Source organism: Alcanivorax sp. IL2 (genome assembly GCF_047495475.1).
Lineage (GTDB): Bacteria > Pseudomonadota > Gammaproteobacteria > Pseudomonadales > Alcanivoracaceae > Alcanivorax.
This window is the reverse complement of the sequence record NZ_CP179932.1, coordinates 113,289-131,357: the sequence shown is the minus strand read 5'-3', so window position 1 is coordinate 131,357 and position 18,069 is coordinate 113,289. Positions and strand designations below refer to the sequence as shown.

The 18,069-nt window shown below is 59.8% G+C and carries 13 protein-coding genes; 4 read left to right on the top strand and 9 right to left on the bottom strand.

Annotation, left to right across the window (positions count from 1 at the left end):
- Positions 1-67: 67 nt before the first annotated feature.
- The 6 genes from ACMG4N_RS00585 to fadI all read right to left on the bottom strand — a co-directional run bounded on the left by ACMG4N_RS00585 (position 68) and on the right by fadI (position 9,543).
- On the bottom strand, positions 68-1,297 hold the full coding sequence (locus tag ACMG4N_RS00585) for an alpha/beta hydrolase family protein (RefSeq protein ID WP_414432529.1): 1,230 nt from the start codon (positions 1,295-1,297) through the stop codon (positions 68-70).
- 70 nt (positions 1,298-1,367) lie between these two features.
- Positions 1,368-2,258, bottom strand: a complete 891-nt coding sequence (locus tag ACMG4N_RS00580) for an alpha/beta hydrolase (RefSeq protein ID WP_297767007.1) — start codon at positions 2,256-2,258, stop codon at positions 1,368-1,370.
- Positions 2,259-2,349: 91 nt separating this feature from the next.
- Positions 2,350-3,552: a CaiB/BaiF CoA transferase family protein gene (locus ACMG4N_RS00575; protein ID WP_035248317.1), complete on the bottom strand. Its 1,203-nt coding sequence runs from the start codon at positions 3,550-3,552 to the stop codon at positions 2,350-2,352.
- Positions 3,553-3,673: 121 nt separating this feature from the next.
- Positions 3,674-5,977, bottom strand: a complete 2,304-nt coding sequence (locus tag ACMG4N_RS00570) for an acyl-CoA dehydrogenase (RefSeq protein ID WP_297767006.1) — start codon at positions 5,975-5,977, stop codon at positions 3,674-3,676.
- Between the two features lie 79 nt (positions 5,978-6,056).
- Positions 6,057-8,216, bottom strand: coding sequence for a fatty acid oxidation complex subunit alpha FadJ (gene fadJ / locus ACMG4N_RS00565; RefSeq protein WP_414432528.1), 2,160 nt, complete (start codon positions 8,214-8,216; stop codon positions 6,057-6,059).
- A 22-nt stretch (positions 8,217-8,238) separates the two neighbouring features.
- Positions 8,239-9,543, bottom strand: a complete 1,305-nt coding sequence (gene fadI / locus ACMG4N_RS00560) for an acetyl-CoA C-acyltransferase FadI (protein WP_414432526.1) — start codon at positions 9,541-9,543, stop codon at positions 8,239-8,241.
- 174 nt (positions 9,544-9,717) lie between these two features.
- Between fadI and ACMG4N_RS00555 the strand changes: the two genes are divergently transcribed.
- Together ACMG4N_RS00555 and ACMG4N_RS00550 are read left to right on the top strand one after the other, a co-directional pair.
- Positions 9,718-10,323 carry a TetR/AcrR family transcriptional regulator gene (locus ACMG4N_RS00555; RefSeq protein ID WP_297767001.1) on the top strand — a complete coding sequence of 202 codons (606 nt, stop codon included), beginning with the start codon at positions 9,718-9,720 and terminating at the stop codon, positions 10,321-10,323.
- Between the two features lie 96 nt (positions 10,324-10,419).
- Positions 10,420-11,337, top strand: a complete 918-nt coding sequence (locus ACMG4N_RS00550; protein ID WP_297767000.1) for an alpha/beta fold hydrolase — start codon at positions 10,420-10,422, stop codon at positions 11,335-11,337.
- A gap of 149 nt (positions 11,338-11,486) precedes the next feature.
- On the opposite strand, the gene ACMG4N_RS00545 is transcribed toward ACMG4N_RS00550, so the two are convergent.
- The 3 genes from ACMG4N_RS00545 to efp all read right to left on the bottom strand — a co-directional run bounded on the left by ACMG4N_RS00545 (position 11,487) and on the right by efp (position 15,005).
- Positions 11,487-13,190 (bottom strand): BCCT family transporter, encoded by a 1,704-nt coding sequence (locus ACMG4N_RS00545; RefSeq protein ID WP_414432525.1) that lies wholly within the window; start codon positions 13,188-13,190, stop codon positions 11,487-11,489.
- 307 nt (positions 13,191-13,497) lie between these two features.
- Positions 13,498-14,433: an EF-P lysine aminoacylase EpmA gene (epmA, locus tag ACMG4N_RS00540; RefSeq protein ID WP_414432523.1), complete on the bottom strand. Its 936-nt coding sequence runs from the start codon at positions 14,431-14,433 to the stop codon at positions 13,498-13,500.
- A 2-nt stretch (positions 14,434-14,435) separates the two neighbouring features.
- A complete protein-coding gene (gene efp, locus ACMG4N_RS00535; protein WP_297766995.1) occupies positions 14,436-15,005 on the bottom strand; it encodes an elongation factor P in 570 nt (189 codons plus the stop codon).
- Positions 15,006-15,050: 45 nt separating this feature from the next.
- On the opposite strand from efp, the gene epmB reads away from it, so the two are divergent.
- Positions 15,051-16,058, top strand: coding sequence for an EF-P beta-lysylation protein EpmB (gene epmB / locus ACMG4N_RS00530; protein ID WP_414432521.1), 1,008 nt, complete (start codon positions 15,051-15,053; stop codon positions 16,056-16,058).
- A gap of 222 nt (positions 16,059-16,280) precedes the next feature.
- The gene (locus ACMG4N_RS00525; RefSeq protein WP_414432519.1) at positions 16,281-18,047 is read left to right on the top strand and encodes a hypothetical protein; all 1,767 of its coding nucleotides are present in this window, start codon (positions 16,281-16,283) and stop codon (positions 18,045-18,047) included.
- The last annotated feature ends 22 nt before the right edge of the window (positions 18,048-18,069 follow it).

The window sequence follows — 18,069 nt, the reverse complement described above, 5'->3', positions numbered from 1 at the left end:
ATGCTTGCATGGCGAACCGTGCGAAGCACGGCATCGTCCGCAGGACGATCAAAGCTAGAAGCTAAATTCAGCCTCTCACCGCCATCGACTTCTCCCCCAGCGCTGCCTTCATGAAATCGCGCATGGCTTTCAGATACAGCCCCTGATCCAGATGCAGCAAATGATTGCCCGGGAACCAGTGCAGATCGCAATCGCCCCAGTGCTGGTGCAACAGATGGCTGTGTTTTGGCGGCGCGAAGCGGTCGCCGGCACCGCCGATGATCATGCGCCCGGCTTGCGGTACCTTGCACGGCCAGGTCAGTGGTGAATGCAGTGCGGTGATTTCCCGCAGGCCCTGCAGGTCGGTGCCGTAGACCTTTTTCAGCAGGCTCACCTGCAGATTGATCGGGAACCAGCTCTGCATCAGGTCCATGATGCTGACCAGCGGCACATTGGGAATGGCGAAGGCCAGATCATCTTCCAGCGCAGCCAGTAACCCGGTGGTGTAACCGCCCAGGGAAATGCCGGTGGCGCCCATGGCCGGGGTGCCCTGTTCGCGTAAATAGTCCATGAACAGACGCAGGTCATGGATGGCGTGAGCAAAGGTTTCGTTAAGCAGCGCCATACCCTGGCTGAAAAATTCCGCACCACTGAAGGGCGCGAAGCGGCCTTTGCGCCGTCCGTGGAAGGGCAGGGTATAAAGCAGCACATCAAACCCCTGCTTGTAGAACCAGGGCAAGGCCAGCCAGCGCGTGTTGAGCCAGTAAGGGTCGGCGACAAAACCGTGGATCATGATCAGCGTCGGGCGCGGTTCGCCGTGGTGACGCCAGTGCTGGGCCCAGGCGGTGCGGTTGCGGCGATGGCCCAGGTAACGGTCACGCAGCGCCGGGTTCTTGGGCTCGAAGGGCGAACGAAAACGCAGGGTATGGGCGTCGCCATCCTCCGGTTGAAAGTGATAGGGGGCCACCGGAATACGTTCAATATTTGCCGTCTGTGTAGGCCGGGAGAAGAACGTATTGGGATCCTCTTCCTGAAGAAAGGGGCGATAAAAATCCACCAGTGCCCGTTCTTCCCTCTGCCGCGAGATATTCAGTGTGGCGGGCAGGGCCGCAGCGCCGGCCATGCTGGCCAGGCCGGTACGCGCCAGGGTGTCGATGCTGGCGGTGTAGTCGATTCGCCAGCGGGTATCATTATCCGCGAGAAAATGATCCGGCAGCGCATGAAAGTTACCCGGCAGAGTCTGCCACCAGGGCTGGGCAAGCCGGGGCAGATCCTCGTCACAATAGTCGTCAGGATGGATGCGGGGCAGTTCTGTCATTACCGTCTCACTATCACTGGAAATAATTCAGTTAACGCCGCTGCTGCGCTGGCAGCAATGACCAAAACAGTCAGGCGGTGCGGATAAACTCGACCACACGTTTGAGATCCCGATTTGCCTCCGGCAGGAAGGGCACCATGATCGGCCAGACATGGAACAGGCCGGGGCGCTCGATCCATTTCACCCGCACACCGGCACTTTCCGCAGCCTTGCGAACCTGTTTGCCATCCGCATACAGCACTTCGTCGGTGCTGGCGGTAATCAGCATTGGGCAGATGCCGTTGTAGTCTCCCAGACAGGGCGAGGCGTAGGGGTGTTTGCGGTCCTCTTTGTTCGGCAGGTAGACGTCAATCACGGTACGGATGATGTCCGCCGACAGCATGGCATCGCTGGGGTCCAGGGCGTCCAATACCTTGTCGTCCGGGAAGGCATTGCTGCCGGGGGAAAACAGTACCGCACAGCGTGGCTGGGGCAGGCCCTTGTCGCGAATATGCAGCAGGGTGGCCAGGCTCAGGCCGCCGCCGGCGGAGTCGCCAGCAATCACGATATCACTGGGATTCTTGCCTTTGGCCAATAAGTATTCGTAGGCTTCCATCACCCGGTTAACGGCTGCCGGAAAAGGGTGCTCGGGCGCGAACGGATAAACAGGCAGATAGACTTCACCATGTAGCTGCTTTGCCAGTCGTCCGGCAAGGTTGTGATAGGTCTTTGTGACCCCGCCAATATAGGCGCCGCCATGCAGATACAGCACCGTGGTGGATGGGTTGGAAACACTCAGGTGATCCCCTTGGAACTGTGATTCATGGATCTGGTTGAGTGTGACTTTTCGTGGCAGCAGGGTGAGAACCGGGGTGTCATTGAACACCTTGCGCAGGTGACGAACCAGTTGCTGCTCGTTGAGGCCGTGACGTTTGATCGTGCGGCGGGTCACCGCCTTGATGATTTTTGCCTGAATGCTCATGGGACGTTCCGTATTGATTATTCTTTTGCCCACTACCTTACTGTTTGAGCCCGTCCAGTAGCAGGGATGATCGGGTCAGAAAGCACGGGCGTCAGGCCCGACGCTTATCCTGGTCCGTAAATAACGGGTTGTGCTCGCCCAGTGATGGGCTCTCACCGTCGCGGGTCTGTGCGCCCACAAAGCGGATGGGGGAGCGCAGCACCGGTCCTTTCTGGCTGTCGGTTACCAGGCCTCTTGCTTGCACCTGTTCATTGGCCAGGGCTTCTTCCAGGGTGAGGATCCCGGAGACGCAGGTATCCTTGTGGGCCAGCCGGGCGTCCCATTGATCGCGGGTGCGGGTCAGCAGGATCAATTGGATGGCCCAGCGCACCGGTATCATCAGGCGTCGCAGTTTTTTCGGGTCTGCGGCCAGGCGGGTCAATGCATCGTTGCCGCTACCGGCGGGCTTGGGTTTGTCGGCGGTTGAGCTGGAAGCGTTGCCAGTTTTTTTCTTTTTCTTCTTCCACAGAAAGGCTGGCGTAATTTCCTTCAGGAATGCCATGAAGAACTTCGGTTCCAGGGAGCCCACCGCCAGGTACTTGCCATCGCGACAGCGGTACACGTTGTAGTTGGCCAGGGCGCCGGTGAGCATGTCCTTGCCGCGGGGCTGGCTGCTACCATGCTGGTGATGGGTGGCCAGCGCCATGCTCTGCAGGGCCAGGGCGCCATCCAGCATGGCCACGTCCACCCAGCACCCTTCGCCACTCTGCCGTGCCCCCATGACGGCGGCGAGAATACCAATGGTGCAATTCTGGGCGCCGCCAGCCAGGTCAGCGATCTGCACGTTGGACATGGCCGGGCGCTTGCCGGCCAGCCCGGTCTGATCCAGCACCCCGGCATAGCCCAGGTAGTTCAAATCATGGCCCGGGCGATCCGCATAAGGGCCGGTCTGTCCATAACCTGTGAGGGAGGCATACACCAGTCTGGGGTTAATGGCCTTGAGGGTGTCGTAGCCACAGCCCAGCTTGTCCATGACCCCGGGGCGAAACGATTCCAGCACCACATCGGCGGTTTCCACCAATTGTTTGAAGCGAGCCACGTCTTCTGCCTGGCGCAAGTCCAGGGTCAGGGACTGCTTGCCCCGGTTAACGATATCGAACAGCTCTGGGGATAGTTCGCGGGCATAATCGCCGCCATCCGGTTCCTCAATCTTGATCACGTCGGCGCCCAGTTGGGCCAGAGAGAGGGAGCAGAAAGGGCCGGGTAACAGACGGGAAAGGTCAAGGACCTTCAGGCCGTCGAGCAATGGGTTCATGGGGGATCCTGTCGCAGAGGCAGAGTATCAATTCCTTTGCACTGCGATATGGCAGAACAAAGGAATGGAAACTGAAAGAAAGAAAACCGAACGCCCGGAAGGGCGTTCGGTGTCAGGGGAGTTATTCGCCGACCGCCTTGGCCAGCTCATACTCCGGGGGCTGTTCCACACCACCGTCACCGGTGGCGCTCATGGCAGGAATGCCACCGGCGCCGTAGTACTCGTCCTTGGTGAACACGTCCACCTCGATGGCCAGCATGCAGGCTGCGGTAGCCTCATTCAGAAGTGCCAGTTCCGCATCGCTGATCACACCTTGCTGGGCCGCTTCGGCGGCGATTTCATCCACCTTGCCTCGGCCCAGTTTGCGGGCTTTCTGGGCGGCGCGGATCTTGGCGCGAACCGGCTCGGCTTCGGTGGTCAGGCGGAAGGCCTTGAGCAGACGCCCCAGACCCTGGTCGCTTTCTTCCGGCATGTAGTTGCCGCCCACCAGACGCTTGTACTGCTCGCCGTAGCTTTGCAGGGTCAGCGCGGCTTTGTGAGTCAGCTGGTCATCGGGCAGTTTGGCCAGCGGGTTCAGGCCCAGCCAGATACGGCCCACGGTTTTCAGGATCACACCCACCGGGCCGCCGAAGTTTTCATAGATGCCTTCGAAGGCTTTCTGGATCTGGGTCAGGCCGTATTCGCCAGAATATTGCACCAGCGCCAGGTCTTCTGCTTTGCGGCCTTCGGCTTCAAAACGACGCAGGGCAGAGGTGGTGATGTACAACCAGGCAACCGCATCCGCATAGCGACCGGTCAGATTACCGCGGGCTTTCAGTTTGCCGCCCACGAAGAACATGGCCAGGTTGGTTAGCAAGCCAAAGCGGGTGGCTGCCCAGCCCAGACGACGGTAGATGCTCTTGGTCTTCGGCTCCACATCCGGCACCTTCACGGTGAACCAGCCACGGGTAACGCCGCGTACCAGGGTCATCACCATGCCGAGCAGGAACTGCAGCATCCAGCCGGTGAGGTTTTTGCGGAAGCTGGCCACATCCTCGTTTTCCACCGCTTGTACCACCTTGTAGGCGTAGGGGTGGCAGCGGGTAGCACCTTGACCAAAGATCATCAGGGTGCGGGTCATGATGTTGGCGCCTTCCACGGTGACACTCACCGGCGCGGAGTTGTACAGGCGACCCATGGTGTTGTTGGGGCCCTGCATAACGCCGTAGCCGGCAGTCACGTCCATGGCATCGGTGCCGATCTCACGGCCCATTTCCGTGGAGTAGGCTTTCATTACCGCGGACATTACCGGCGGCTGAATGCCGTGATCCACGGCGGAGCAGCCGAACACGCGGGCAGCGTCAAAGGCGTAGGTCATGCCGGCGGCCTTGCCGATCTTGTGCTCAACACCTTCCATGCGACCAATGGGGATGCCGAACTGCTGGCGCACCATGGAGTAGGCGCCGGAAATCATGGCGCCGTGACGCACACCGCAGATGCCGGTAGCAGGCAGCGAGACCATGCGGCCGCCGGCCAGGGCTTCCATCAGCATCTTCCAGCCCATGCCGGTGTATTCCACGCCGCCCAGTACCTTGTCGGCGCCTACGATCACATCACGACCGACGATGGGGCCATTGGGGAAGTGTTCACCAATCGGCTGGTGGTGATCGCCGATATGCAGGCCTTCGGTACCCGGGGCGCCTTTTTCGATCAGTACCACGGTGATGCCCGGCTCTTCGCCTTTGCCCAGCAGATTTTCCGGATCGTGCAGGCGCACTGCCAGGGAAATCAGGTTGGCGACTGGTGCCAGAGTGATGTAACGCTTGCGGAAGTTGAGCTTGAACTTCACTTCGCCATCGTCGTCCTTGAATACCACGCCTTCCGCTTTCAGGGAGGCAGCGTCAGAACCGGCGGTGGGCTCGGTGAGGCCGAAGCAGGGAATGAACTCGCCCTTGGCCAGCTTGGGCAGGTAGTAGTTCTTCTGCTCGTCGGTGCCGTAGTGGCCAAGCAGTTCGGCGGCGCCCAGGGAATTGGGGATCACCACCATGGCGCTGAGCAGGCCGGAATAGGAGCTCACCTTGGCCATGATGCAGGACTTGGCCTGGGTGGACATGGGCATGCCACCGTATTCCTTGGCGATCTGCATGGCGAAGAAGCCATTGTCTGCCATGAACTTGAAGACATCGTCCGGCAGCTTGCGGGTGCGCGACAGCTCGTAGCCGTCGGCCATTTTCAGCAGCTCTTCCACCGGGCCGTCCAGGAAGGCCTGTTCGTGGGCGGGCAGCTGGTCATAGTTTTCGGCGAGGATGTTTTCAAAGTCCACCTTGCCGCCGAAGAATTGACCATCAATCCACACATCGCCAGCTTCCAGCGCTTGCCGTTCTGTGTCGGAGATCTGCGGGAGAATCTTGTTGTCCCGCATCCAGTTCATCACTTGTTGAAACATGCTGTGGTTCCTTTGAGGTTGTTAGGCCCTGCGGGGCAGGGCGAACGTTTACGGGCGCTAGTAAAAAGGCGCCGGACGCTTACGGGTAAAAGCGTTGTTTCTTTTTGGCCATCTCTATCAATAACGGAGCCGGTGTGAAGCGCTCGCCAAACTGTTCGGCCAGGCGCTCCAGGGTACGCACCGAATTGGTGAGGCCCAGGCTGTCCATGTAACGGAACGGGCCGCCGCGGAAGGGCGGAAAGCCCAGACCGAAGATGGCGCCGATATCGCCGTGCATGGGGTCGCTGATGATGCCGTCCTGCAAACAGTAGGCGGCTTCGTTGATCATCAGCCAGGCACAACGGCTGACGATTTCCTCGTCGTCCGCATCTTTTTCGCTGGTGACATTCATCAGCTCATAGAGAGCAGTGTTCACCGGCTTTTCGCTCTTGGCCACGCCTTCATAGATATAGAAACCGCGGCCACTCTTGCGGCCCAGATAATCGTTTTCGATCATCAGGCCGGCGGCATCCGGTGACGCCATGCGTTCACCAAAAGCCTTTTCCAGTACCGGCCCCACCTTGGTACCCACATCCACACCCACTTCGTCGAGCAGGGTGATGGGGCCCACCGGGAAGCCAAAGCGCACCAGCGCCTTGTCCACGGCTTTCACATCCACCCCTTCGGTGAGCAGGCGGGTCGCTTCGTTCAGGTAGGGCGCAAGGATGCGGGTGGTATAGAAGCCCGGGCCATCCTTCACCACGATCACGGTCTTGCCCTGGGCCTTGCCGAAGGCTACGCAACCGGCAGTCACCTCAGGGGCGGTTTTGTCCGTGGTGATGATTTCCAGCAGCGGCATTTTTTCCACCGGGGAAAAGTAATGCAGGCCGATCACGTTTTCCGGGCGTTCGGCGGCGCTGGCGATGTCGGTAATGGGGATGGACGAGGTGTTGGAGGCAAAGACGGTGTGCTTGTTGCCGTTGGCTTCCACGTCCTTGAGCATCTTGTGCTTGAGCCCCAGGTCCTCGAACACCGCTTCCACCACCAGATCCAGCCCCTTGAAACCGCTGTAATCGGCGGTGTAGGAAATGCGGCCCTGTTCGGCACTGGCATCGGCGGCGCTCATGGCGCCTTTCTTGGTGCGCTTGTTGTAGAACTCGCTGACGTACTTCACGCCATGGGCCAGACCATTATCGTCCCGGTCCTTGAGTCGCACCGGCAACCTGGCCTTGTTGATGGTGGTCAGCGCAATGCCGGCCCCCATCAGGCCGGCACCGAGGACGCCGACTTTTTCGATATCGCGGGCTTTCACGCCGTCGGCCACAAAGGTTTCTTTTTTCAGGGTGTTGGTGGCGTGGAAAATCCCGCGCAACTGTTTCGATTGCGGCGACATGGCCAGCTCACCGAACAGGCGGGCCTCGGTGGCGTAACCCTGTTCGATGCCTTCCTCGAAGCCGGCTTCCACCGCATCAATGATGGCCGGCGGTGCCGGGTACAGACCGTGGGTTTTCTTGGCGGTCTGCTTGCGGGCCTGCTCGAAAACCACCTTGCGGCCCAGGCTGTTCTGTTCCAGCGCTGCCTTGGTGAGTCCGTCCTTACTGAAATAGCTCGCCAGATCGAGGCCGCTTTCGTCCTTGGTGTCGGCCAGTTCCAGCGCACGGGCCACGGCACGGTCGTAGACCGCCACGGCTTCCACCACTTCGTCCACCAGGCCGATTTTCTTCGCCGGTTTGGCTTTCAGCTGACGGCCGGTGAGCATCAGGTCCAGAGCGGTGGCGATACCTACCTGGCGAGGCATGCGCTGGGTGCCGCCGCCGGCAGGCAGCAGGCCGAGCATCACTTCCGGCAGACCCAGTACGGTGTCGCTGCTGCTGGCAGCGATGCGGTAGGAGCAGGCCAGTGCCAGTTCCATGCCGCCGCCCAGGCAGGCGCCCTTGATAGCGGCCACCACCGGGATATCCAGGTCTTCTAGTTTCTGGAAAGTCTGCTGGCACTGGGTGGACAGATCGCTCACTTCTTTCGCTGTCTTTGCGCTTTCAAACAGCTTGATATCGGCGCCGGCCATGAATGAGCCTGCTTTGGTGGAGTACAGCACCAGCGCTTTGGGTTTGGCTTTCTCGATGGCAGCAAAGGCGCTGTTGAAGTCGTCGGCAAACTCCGCTTTCAGGGTGTTCTGGGCATCATTGGGGACATTGATTTCCAGGACGGCTACACCGTTATCCAGCGGTTTGAGAGTAAAAGCACGTTGCGTTTTGCTCATGGGGATCTCCTTATTCCGCTGCTTATTCCGCTTCTAGCACCATGGCGGCACCGATACCGCCGGCGGCGCAGGCGGTGGTCAGGGCCAGGCCGCCACCGCGACGCTGCAGTTCATACAGTGCCTGGCTGATGACACGGGCGCCGGTGGCACCGAAGGGGTGGCCGTAGGCGATGGAGCCGCCGTTCACGTTGAGAATGCTGCGATCTACCTCGCCCAGAGCGGCGAGGCCGGTCTGGCTGCGCACGTAGTCGTCATCGGCCAGGCCTTTCAGATTGCAGGCCACCTGACCGGCGAATGCCTCGTGCATATCCACCAGGGTCAGGTCGTTCAGGGTGAGTCCGGCACGGGCCATGGCCATGGGGGCGGCCAGCACCGGGCCCATCAGCAAATCATCCTGAGGGCTGCGGGCAGCAAAGGCGTAGGAGCGGATATAGCCCAGCGGCTGGTAACCCAGCGCCTTGGCTTTTTTCTCGCTCATCATCAGCAGGGCGCCGGCACCATCGGTGAGCGGGCTGCTGTTGGCGGCGGTGACGCTACCGGACACCTTGTCGAAGACTGGCTTGAGTTTGCTGTAGCCGGAGCGCTCGGAATTCTTGCGCACCAGATTGTCGTCTTTCAGCGGGGTGGCCTTGGGTGGCAGGAAGGCGGTCATCACCTGCTTGTCCAGGCGGCCCTCGGCCCAGGCGCGGGCGGCATTGCTATGGGAGGCATGCGCCAGGTCGTCTTGCTCCTGGCGGCTGATGTCCCATTTCTTCACCATCTTCTCGGTGCTTTCGCCCATGGTTTCGCCCACCGAGTATTCGGTGATAGACGGTGCCTGGGGCAGCAGATCTTTCGCCTTCAGCTGGCTGAGCAGTTTGATGCGGTCGGTCATGCTCTTGGCGAAGCTCACATCGCGCAGCACGGCGCTCAGCTCCGAAGACAGCGGCACCCGGGCAGAACTGGTGGAATCGGTGCCGCCGGCGATGGCGATATCGCTGTAACCGGCGACGATATTGTCGGCGACGCTGGCGGCGGTCTGGAAGCTGGTGGCGCAGGCACGGGTGATGGAGTAGGCATCTACCGTGTTCATGCCCAGCGCCAGGGCAATCTCCCGGGCGATAAAGGGCGCTTCCGGGATCATCACCGTCATGCCGAACACCAGTTGCTCGATGTCGCGCTGGTCCAGGTTGTTGCGGGCCATCAGTTCTTTTACGGCCATGGCGCCCAGGTCGATGGCGTTCATGTCTTTGTAGTGGGTGGCGATACGAGCGAACGGGGTACGCAGACCATCCACCACGGCCACGCGGCCGCTACGACCAGCCAGCTTCATTTTACGAACAGGCATTCCAGACTCCTTGCAGGGGTTGCCGGTCACGGTGTAATTTTAATTACACGAAATGTGACATTGAATGGTGACAAAGTGTGTCGAGACTAGAAGCCTCTTGGCAGTGAGTCAACGTCGCAGTGAGCTCTGTCCGACAGAGGTGTAATAAGAATTACAGTGAAAGGAAATGAGCGTGTGAGAAACGGTACGGTAGTGCTCCCCGAATCCCGCCAGGACCCGGCGGTGCGTCAGCGCATCGAATGGGCTGCAGTGCAGGTGTTTGCGGACTCGGAATTCCACCAGGTGACCCTGCAGCAAATTGCCAAAGCGGCGCAGTGCAGTCTGCAGACCCTGTATCGCTACTACGGCAGTAAAGAGGCGCTGCTCAGCGCCTGTCTGCATCACGGCCTGGAACAGCTGGCCGAGCGCATGCTCGATCACCTGGCCGGCATCGACACCTTCCGCGACCGGCTCAGCAAGGTGTTCTGGGTGGTGCTGGATTTTTTCGATCGCAACCCGCAGATGGGACGGATGATGATCAACTCGGTGTATCCGGGGCGCTGGGGTAGCGATACCACGCCCGGGCAGCAGCGGCTTACCGAACTGTTTATGAGCGTGCTGGGTGAGGGGCAGGAGCAGGGCATCCTCAATAGTCAGGTGGCCACGCCGATCCTGCTGGATTTCTTTTACGGCGTACTGCTGCGCATTTCCCAGATGCACCTGTTGCGCGGTCGGCCCGGCCGCATGGCGGATCAGCATGGGGTGCTGTTCGATATGTTGTGGCGGGCCATCACCGTTTAAGGCGCCCATCGGGCCAATCGTGGCAGCTTTGCTTGTGGTTTGCCCGGGGCTTTTCTATGTTGATCAGCTCGCAGTAGAACAATAAAGGGTACGCATATGCAGTCAGGCACGGTGAGCAGTAACGGTATCGAGCTTTTTTATGAGAGTCGTGGCCCGGAAAACGGGGAGCCCATTGTCTTTGTCATGGGGCTGTCGGCGCAGATGGTGTTCTGGCCGGAACCGTTGCTGGATGCACTGGTGGAGCGTGGCTACCGGGTAATCCGTTTCGACAATCGGGATGTGGGCAAATCCACCCGCATTCGCAAACCGTTCAAACAGGGGCCGCTGGTCGCCTTGCTGCGCTATACCCTGGGGTTGTCCGTGGACAGCGCCTATACCTTGCACGATATGGTAGCCGACACCGTTGGTCTACTGGATGCCCTGAACATAGAGCGGGCCCATTTTGTCGGCGCCTCCATGGGCGGCATGATCAGCCAGTTGATCGCTGCCACCCACCCGGGCCGGGTGCTGTCGCTCTCCTCCATCATGTCCAGCAACAACAGCCCCTACCTGCCATTGCCGAAACCGGCGGCCCTCAAGACCCTGGTGGCTCCGAGGGTGAAGGTGGAAACCGAAGACCAGTTCGTGGCTTTCGGCCTGGAAATGATGAGCAAACTGGCCGGTACTCTGCCCCAGGGCCGCGATGAACTGGAAGCCATGTATCGTGAGTGCTGGGCCCGCGGCATCAACCCGCGCGGCATTCGCAACCAGTTCCTGGCCGTCCTGGCCACTGGTGCCCTCAGCAAACACCTCAAACAGATTCGCTGCCCGACCACCGTGATCCACGGCGGTGCCGACCCGCTGATCCGTCCCGCCGGTGGCAAGGCCTCTGCCCGTCACATTCGCGGCGCCAAGCTGGTCATCATTCCCGGCATGGGCCATGACTTTCCGCCATCAGCGATTGATCGTATTGGCGATCTGATTGCCGAGACGGTGGCACGGGCCAATTCGGTGGCGCAGCCGGCGATGGCTTGAAGACAGTGAATAGTTAACAGTGAATAGTTAATAGCTCGCGTGATAGGGCTTTTCTGATTAAGAGGAAAGAGGCCGCGCCCAGAAGTTGTGTGCGGCCTTTTTGCTTGAGGGCAATGCTTTTTACCGGCTCGGCATGTCCCCTTGCGTGTTCAGCTGGGTTTATCGCCCACTGCAGCCTGCTTTGACTGCAATGCATCGGCCTCTTCAGACTCAGGGTGTGGCGTCTCCGGTGCGCTGGGGTGTATTTCTTCTGCCGCCAGTCGTTCCGCTTCCCGTTCTGATTCTCGAAGTAGCAGCCGTTCAATCCGTTCATTCAGCAGTTTGTCTCTCTCTTCTCGGCGGCGTGATTCCAGGGCCAGGTCCAGATAAAGGGAATAAGCCATCAGCACCATCAGCAACATAAACGGGAATGCGGCGACAATGGAGACGGTGCGAAGGCCGAGCAGGCCGCCGCTGAGTAGCAGTGCTGACGCCATCAACAGCTGCACCACGCCCCACAGGATGCGCACAAAGCGGGTAGGGTTGAGGATGCCTTTGGAGGTAAACATGCCCAACACGAAGGTGGCGGAGTCTGCCGAGGTGACCACAAACATGGCGACCAGAAGGATTGCGCCAATCGCGGCATAGAATCCGCCTGGCAGCTGCTCCAGCAGTACATAAAGCCCTGCCGGTACTTCCTGTGCAACGGCGTCAGCGATACCTGCCTGCCCGAATAACTCGAAGTGGATGGCTGATCCGCCAAAGGTGGAGAACCAGAGCATGCTCAGGATCACTGGCACGATCATGACACCAAGGACAAACTCGCGAATTGAGCGGCCTTTGGAAATACGGGCGATAAAGCTGCCCACGAAAGGGGCCCAGCTAAGGCCCCAGGCCCAGTAGAAAATGGTCCACTGCTGCACCCAGTGTTCACTGGAATAAGGGGTGGTCACCAGGCTCATTTGCACAATGTTGCCCAGATATTCGCCGACAGTTTGCGTGAATTCGCTGAAGATGAACGCGGTGGGGCCGAGTATCAGTACAAACAGTAACAGACCCGCCGCCAGTGCCATGTTGGCACTGCTCAGATAGCGGATCCCCCACTTCAGGGGTGTCATGGCAGAGAGAATAAACAGCAGACCGAGCCCGGCCATGATCACAAGCTGCGGTGTTGCCCCGTAGGACACACTGGTGAGCTTGGCGAGCCCGCTGTTGATCTGCAGCGCACCCAGCCCGAGCGTGGTGGCGACACCAAAAAGAGTGGAGACGACAGCCAGAATGTCGATTGCTTTGCCCCAGCCGTGATCCACTCTTCCACCGAGCAAGGGCCTGAAGGTCTCACTGATCAACCCGTGGCTGTTATGCCGGAAACGCACGTAGGCAATGGCCAGCCCCACCACCGTAAAATTAGCCCACTGATGCAGCCCCCAATGGAAAAAAGCATAGCGCATACCTGTCTGTGCCGCTTCTGCGGTTCTTGGTGTGCCGATCCCCAGGGGAGGGGAGTTAAAATGCATCATGGGTTCGGCTACCCCCCAGAACACCAGGCCAACGCCCATGCCACCCGAAAAGATCATGGCCAGCCAGCTTTTGAAACTGAACTCCGGCGGCTCGTCATCCGGCCCAAGACGAATACTGCCGAAACGGGAAAAGGCCAGGCCCAGGGCGAACAGAACAAAGCCGCTGGTCGTCATCAGGTACAGCCAGCCAAAATTATTGGCCGTTGCATCGAGGATTTTCTGCGCTTGCCTCTGCACCGCCTGGGGGTCGACCATCGCTGCCGCCAGAAAGACGGCAATCAACAGCAGCGATAGATAGAAGACGGTGCCTACATCGCCGAGTAGCTGGTTTCTCCACCGTCTTAGCCTCTCCATAGCGCTCCTCATAGGATCAGTGTCTGTGTATCTGGCTTGGGGTTGGCATAAACCGCCAGGTAAGGAGCGGAGTCTGCCTCGTCGCCACAAAATTCAGCAATCCACATCTCTCTGCGCAGCGTGAGCGCGCTCGCGGTGACATACAAGCGGCAGCAAACTATACAGAAGGCGGAATGTCAGGCGTTGTGATAGATCATTTTAAATGCATTGGCTGTCGGAGAATGAGCGCTTGATGGCGCCCTTTTCCTGTGAATACAGGCGTGATTCGCCGACAAAATAGGGAAGAGCGTTGGCGTTTTTGGGGGAGTCAGGCTCTGCTATAGGGGAACATCAAGGCCTGGTTGATATTGCTGAAACGCTGACGGGCCATGAGAAGTCGCTCAACCCCGACGGCGACGCCACTGCATTCGGGTAAAGATGAGGCCATTGCTGCGAGTAGATAGGGGTCTGCCTCCATGGTATTCAGTCCCAGTTTCCGCCGCAGCGCATTATCCCTCTTGAATCGTCGCCTCTGTTCCTCCCCATCGGTCAGCTCCTGATAGCCGTTAGCTAGTTCAAGCCCCCGATAATAGATCTCAAAGCGGCGTGCGACGGTGACGCCGTCTTTGTCTTCATGGGTCTGCGCCAGGGCGGCGGCCCAGCCGGGGAAGTCGGTGACCACGGACAGTTGCTCGGCGGGCAGAGCGGCTTCTACCCGGGTGGCCATGAGGTAGTCCACGGCGGCGGTTTTGTTCAGGCCTTCCGGGGCGCCGTGGGATTCGGCGTGGGCGATCAGGTCTGCGTCATTGGCGGTGAGTGGGTCCAGGCCGGTGATGTCACTGAACAGGTCCCGGAAGCGGAAGCACTCTGACGGGGCGCCGGGGAATAGTTCGGCGAACAGGATTAGGCATTCTTGAATCAGATCATCCAGTACAAACCCGGGCCGGTACCATTCCAGCATGGTGAATTCAGGATTGTGGCGGCCGCCGGCTTCGCCATCCCGGTAGGCTTTGCAGATCTGGTAGATGGGGCCGCTGCCAGCGGCTAGCAGCCGCTTCATGTGGTATTCCGGTGAGCTCTGCAAATAGCCGTAGCCTGACACAGCGATACACTGGATGTGCGGATCGCTGACGCCGAAGTGGGCCAGTTGCGGGGTGTCCACTTCCAGTACCTGGCGGGCAGCAAAAAAAGCGCGCACCGTGCTCAGCAGCTCGGCGCGCGCCTTGATGGCCTCCAGCGAGGCGGTGGGTTGCCAGTCGGTCACGACTAGCTCTTGATGCGACCCACGTAATCGCCGGTGCGGGTGTCCACCTTGACGATTTCGCCTTCCTGCACGAACAGTGGCACACGGACAACCGCGCCGGTGCTCAGGGTGGCGGGCTTGCCGCCGGTGCCGGCGGTGTCGCCTTTCAGGCCCGGGTCGGTTTCCACGATCTGCAGTTCCACGAAGTTCGGCGGGCTGACAGACAAGGGCTCACCGTTGTAGAGAGTGACTTCGCAGATGTCTTCTTCTTTCAGCCACTTTTTGGCATCGCCCACGGCAGCTTCATCGGCTTGCTTCTGCTCGAAGCTGGTCTGGTCCATGAAGTGCCAGAATTCGCCGTCGTTGAAGATGTACTGCATGGACACATCCATCACGTCGGCACCTTCCAGGGAGTCGCCGGACTTGAAGGTGCGGTCCCAGACCTTGCCGCTGCGCAGGTTGCGCAGACGGACACGGCTGAACGCCTGGCCCTTGCCGGGCTTGACGAATTCGTTCTCGATGATGGCGCAGGGGTCGCCATCGAGCATCACTTTCAAGCCGGACTTGAATTCACTGGTAGAATAGTTGGCCATAAATGTTGTTCCAAAGGTTGATGTATGGCGTCGCGAAGGCTGGCAATGATAACGCAGGAAAGGGACGGTTGGGAGTTGCCGGGCTGGCAGCGCCAGCAGGCGGACCTGATTACCGATCCGGCGGAGCTGCTGAGCCTGCTGCAACTGGAGGCGGAATCGCTGCCCGGCAGCCTGGCCGCAGCGCAGGATTTTCCCCTGCGCGTGCCCCGTGGCTATGTGCGGCTGATGGAGCCTGGAAATCCGCATGACCCGTTGTTGCGGCAGGTGCTCAGTGTGCCGGCTGAGCTGCGCGAGGAGGACGGCTACAGCAGTGATCCGCTGGAGGAAGCCACCCACACCCCGGTGCCCGGGCTGCTGCACAAGTACCATGGCCGCGCACTGCTGGTGGTCACTGGTGCCTGTGCGGTGCACTGCCGTTACTGTTTTCGCCGCCATTTTCCCTACCAGAGTCACCTGAGTGGCAAGCGCTGGGATCAGGCGCTGGAGTGGCTGTCGTCACGCCCGGATATCCGCGAGGTGATCCTCAGCGGCGGTGACCCGCTGACCCTGAACAATCGCCGTTTGCAGGAATTACTGGCGGCGCTGGCGGAGATTCCCCATCTGCGCCGGCTGCGTATTCATAGCCGCACACCGGTGGTCATTCCCGAGCGGCTGGATGCGCCGCTGCTGGCCCTGCTCTCGGATGCACGCTGGCAGACCGCTCTGGTGCTGCACGCCAATCACCCCCGGGAAATCAGTGATGCGCTGGTGAACCGCTGCCGGCAGTGGCGACGGCAAGGTATCACTCTGCTGAATCAGAGTGTGTTGCTGGCCGGGGTGAACGATTCGGTGGATGCGCTGGAAGCGCTGTCGGACCGGCTCCATGAGGCCGGGGTGATGCCCTATTACCTGCACCAGCTGGATGCGGTGCAAGGGGCGGCGCACTTTGCGGTGTCGGATTCGGTTGCCATGCAATTGCATAAGGAGTTGCGCAGCCGCTTACCAGGTTTTCTGGTCCCCAGACTGTCCCGGGAAGAGCCCGGGGAGCCGGCAAAGACCGTATTGGCGGGCTAGGGCATCCGCTGGTCGGCGCGAACACAATATTTACAGGTCTGTAACGGTATCGTAAAGTCATGTGACGAAGGACACATAGAAAACAAGAACTACTACTTAATAACTAGAGGGCTCGCCTAACAATTTCTTGCATATTTTAGCCGTGCGAAGTCGTTGGCAGGCTTCCAGAAGAAATTGTTCAGGGTTCCCCATCTGGGTGCCACCGAGATAAGGATTATCTTCATGGAGCAACCAGCCCAAACGGTGCGCTTGAAACTGCCCGAGCAGGATTTGCCGCACCTGACACTTGGCGCTGATCAGCCAAAGAAGCTGCAACAATGGGTTGATGCTCTCCCGATTATGAACATGGGGGAAACGGCCCGTCAGCTCTATCAGTTCATTCAGGAGCTGAATCGGCTGCACATCGACTCCAAGCAGCGCTTCCAGTTGCTGGAAGTGGTGCGCCCTTCCATTCTGCATGTCAGCGATTCCCTGCAGAAACATTACCTGAATCAGTCTCTGGTTTTGCCGGACAAGGCGCGTCGCGTGGCCAGCCTGGCCCAGGCCCTGCAGGGGCACCTGGCCAATGGTTACAAACTGGTGGCCGTGAGAGGGATGCGCAAGCTCAAGGACAAAACGGTTCGGCGCGCAGTGACCACTTCGATCCATCGTGCTATCAGCGCCCTTGGCGATACGCTGTTGCGTTGCTACCAGTTGTACTTCCCCAGCCCTCGCCATCTCTGGCTGGAGTTGCATCAACTTTATCTGCTGGCGGAGCTGCACGGCATCGCGGCTTCGCCGGTGGAAGACGAGAAGGGCAATTCCAGTATCCAGTCTGCCTATGCCCGTTGTCTGTTACTGGCCACCGCCAAGCCCAATCAATTGCGCCAGCAGGAACTGGCAGCCCTGTTCAAGGCCGCGTTCACCTGGGGGGATCTGATCGAGATCAAAACCGCCAGTGATGATGAAGACCTGTTCGTGTTCGATCTGCAGGCGGATCGTCCGCCGATTTATCGCACCCACGCCTCCCAGGCCACGGATAGCTGGCGCTATATTGATTCTACCCGGTTGGTGCAGGCCATCAGTGCCTGGAAAGGCGATCCGCAGAGCAGCGAGCTGGTCGTGCCCAAAGGGCTCACTGACAGCATGATGAGCCATCTGCAGCAGGTGTGGGGCGCGCTTACTGAGCGGGCCTTCAAACGCATGGCGGAAAGCGGCGAGATCGAGCTGTGCTTCGGGCTGGTGGGCGTACATTATTTTCTGTCCGGCAAGGTGCCGTTTGAAACCCTGATCGAGCGCGGCAGCCTGACGGTGATGGGGGATGGAGAAGAGAACAATCCCTTCCTGCGCAATATCAAAGTGAGCACCCGGCAAAAGCAACAACATGAAGATCCCTGGGCCACGGCGTATCAGTCTGAATTCCCCAATGAAACGATTGATATCGGCAAACCCGACTCCTCGTTTCGCAGCGAGGCTGCGCTGCCGGAGAGCTATCATTGCCAGAAGGTCAATGCCAGCCCCGGTGGCTATTGCCTGTCCTGGCAAGGCAATACGCCAAGCCTGATGCGCACGGGGGAGTTGCTGGCCCTGCGTGATCACCCGGAAAGCCAGTGGATGCTGGCGGTGGTGCGCTGGGTCACCCAGTTACCCAATCACGGTGCTCGTTTCGGGGTGGAGTTGCTGGCTCCGGGGGGGCGACCGGTAGCGGCGCGCGCGCTGCGCAAGCAGGGAGAGGACAGTGATTTCATGCGGGCCATCCTGCTGCCGGAGTTGACCGGTGTTGGCCAGCCGGCCACCCTGTTGCTGCCTACCGTGGGTTTCAACGAAGGCGTTAAGGTGGAGCTGGTTGAGGCCGGCGAGCCCCGTCGCGTACAGTTGATGCGCCGCACTCAGGGGGCATCTGGATTCAGCCAGTACCCGTTCCGGGATATGGCGACCCCAGCGGCTCCTGTCAGGCCGGTGAGCGATGATGATGAAGGTGATCTGGATTCAATCTGGTCCAGTCTTTAATAATTCCAAGGCGCGCTGATGC

Coding starts and splice junctions, on each gene's coding strand:
- efp (WP_297766995.1), bottom strand. CDS start 15,005: ATGGCCAACTATTCTACCAGTGAATTCAAGTCCGGCTTGAAAGTGATG.
- fadJ (WP_414432528.1), bottom strand. CDS start 8,216: ATGAGCAAAACGCAACGTGCTTTTACTCTCAAACCGCTGGATAACGGT.
- ACMG4N_RS00585 (WP_414432529.1), bottom strand. CDS start 1,297: ATGACAGAACTGCCCCGCATCCATCCTGACGACTATTGTGACGAGGAT.
- ACMG4N_RS00570 (WP_297767006.1), bottom strand. CDS start 5,977: ATGTTTCAACAAGTGATGAACTGGATGCGGGACAACAAGATTCTCCCG.
- ACMG4N_RS00550 (WP_297767000.1), top strand. CDS start 10,420: ATGCAGTCAGGCACGGTGAGCAGTAACGGTATCGAGCTTTTTTATGAG.
- epmB (WP_414432521.1), top strand. CDS start 15,051: ATGATAACGCAGGAAAGGGACGGTTGGGAGTTGCCGGGCTGGCAGCGC.
- ACMG4N_RS00575 (WP_035248317.1), bottom strand. CDS start 3,552: ATGAACCCATTGCTCGACGGCCTGAAGGTCCTTGACCTTTCCCGTCTG.
- fadI (WP_414432526.1), bottom strand. CDS start 9,543: ATGCCTGTTCGTAAAATGAAGCTGGCTGGTCGTAGCGGCCGCGTGGCC.
- ACMG4N_RS00525 (WP_414432519.1), top strand. CDS start 16,281: ATGGAGCAACCAGCCCAAACGGTGCGCTTGAAACTGCCCGAGCAGGAT.
- ACMG4N_RS00545 (WP_414432525.1), bottom strand. CDS start 13,190: ATGGAGAGGCTAAGACGGTGGAGAAACCAGCTACTCGGCGATGTAGGC.
- ACMG4N_RS00580 (WP_297767007.1), bottom strand. CDS start 2,258: ATGAGCATTCAGGCAAAAATCATCAAGGCGGTGACCCGCCGCACGATC.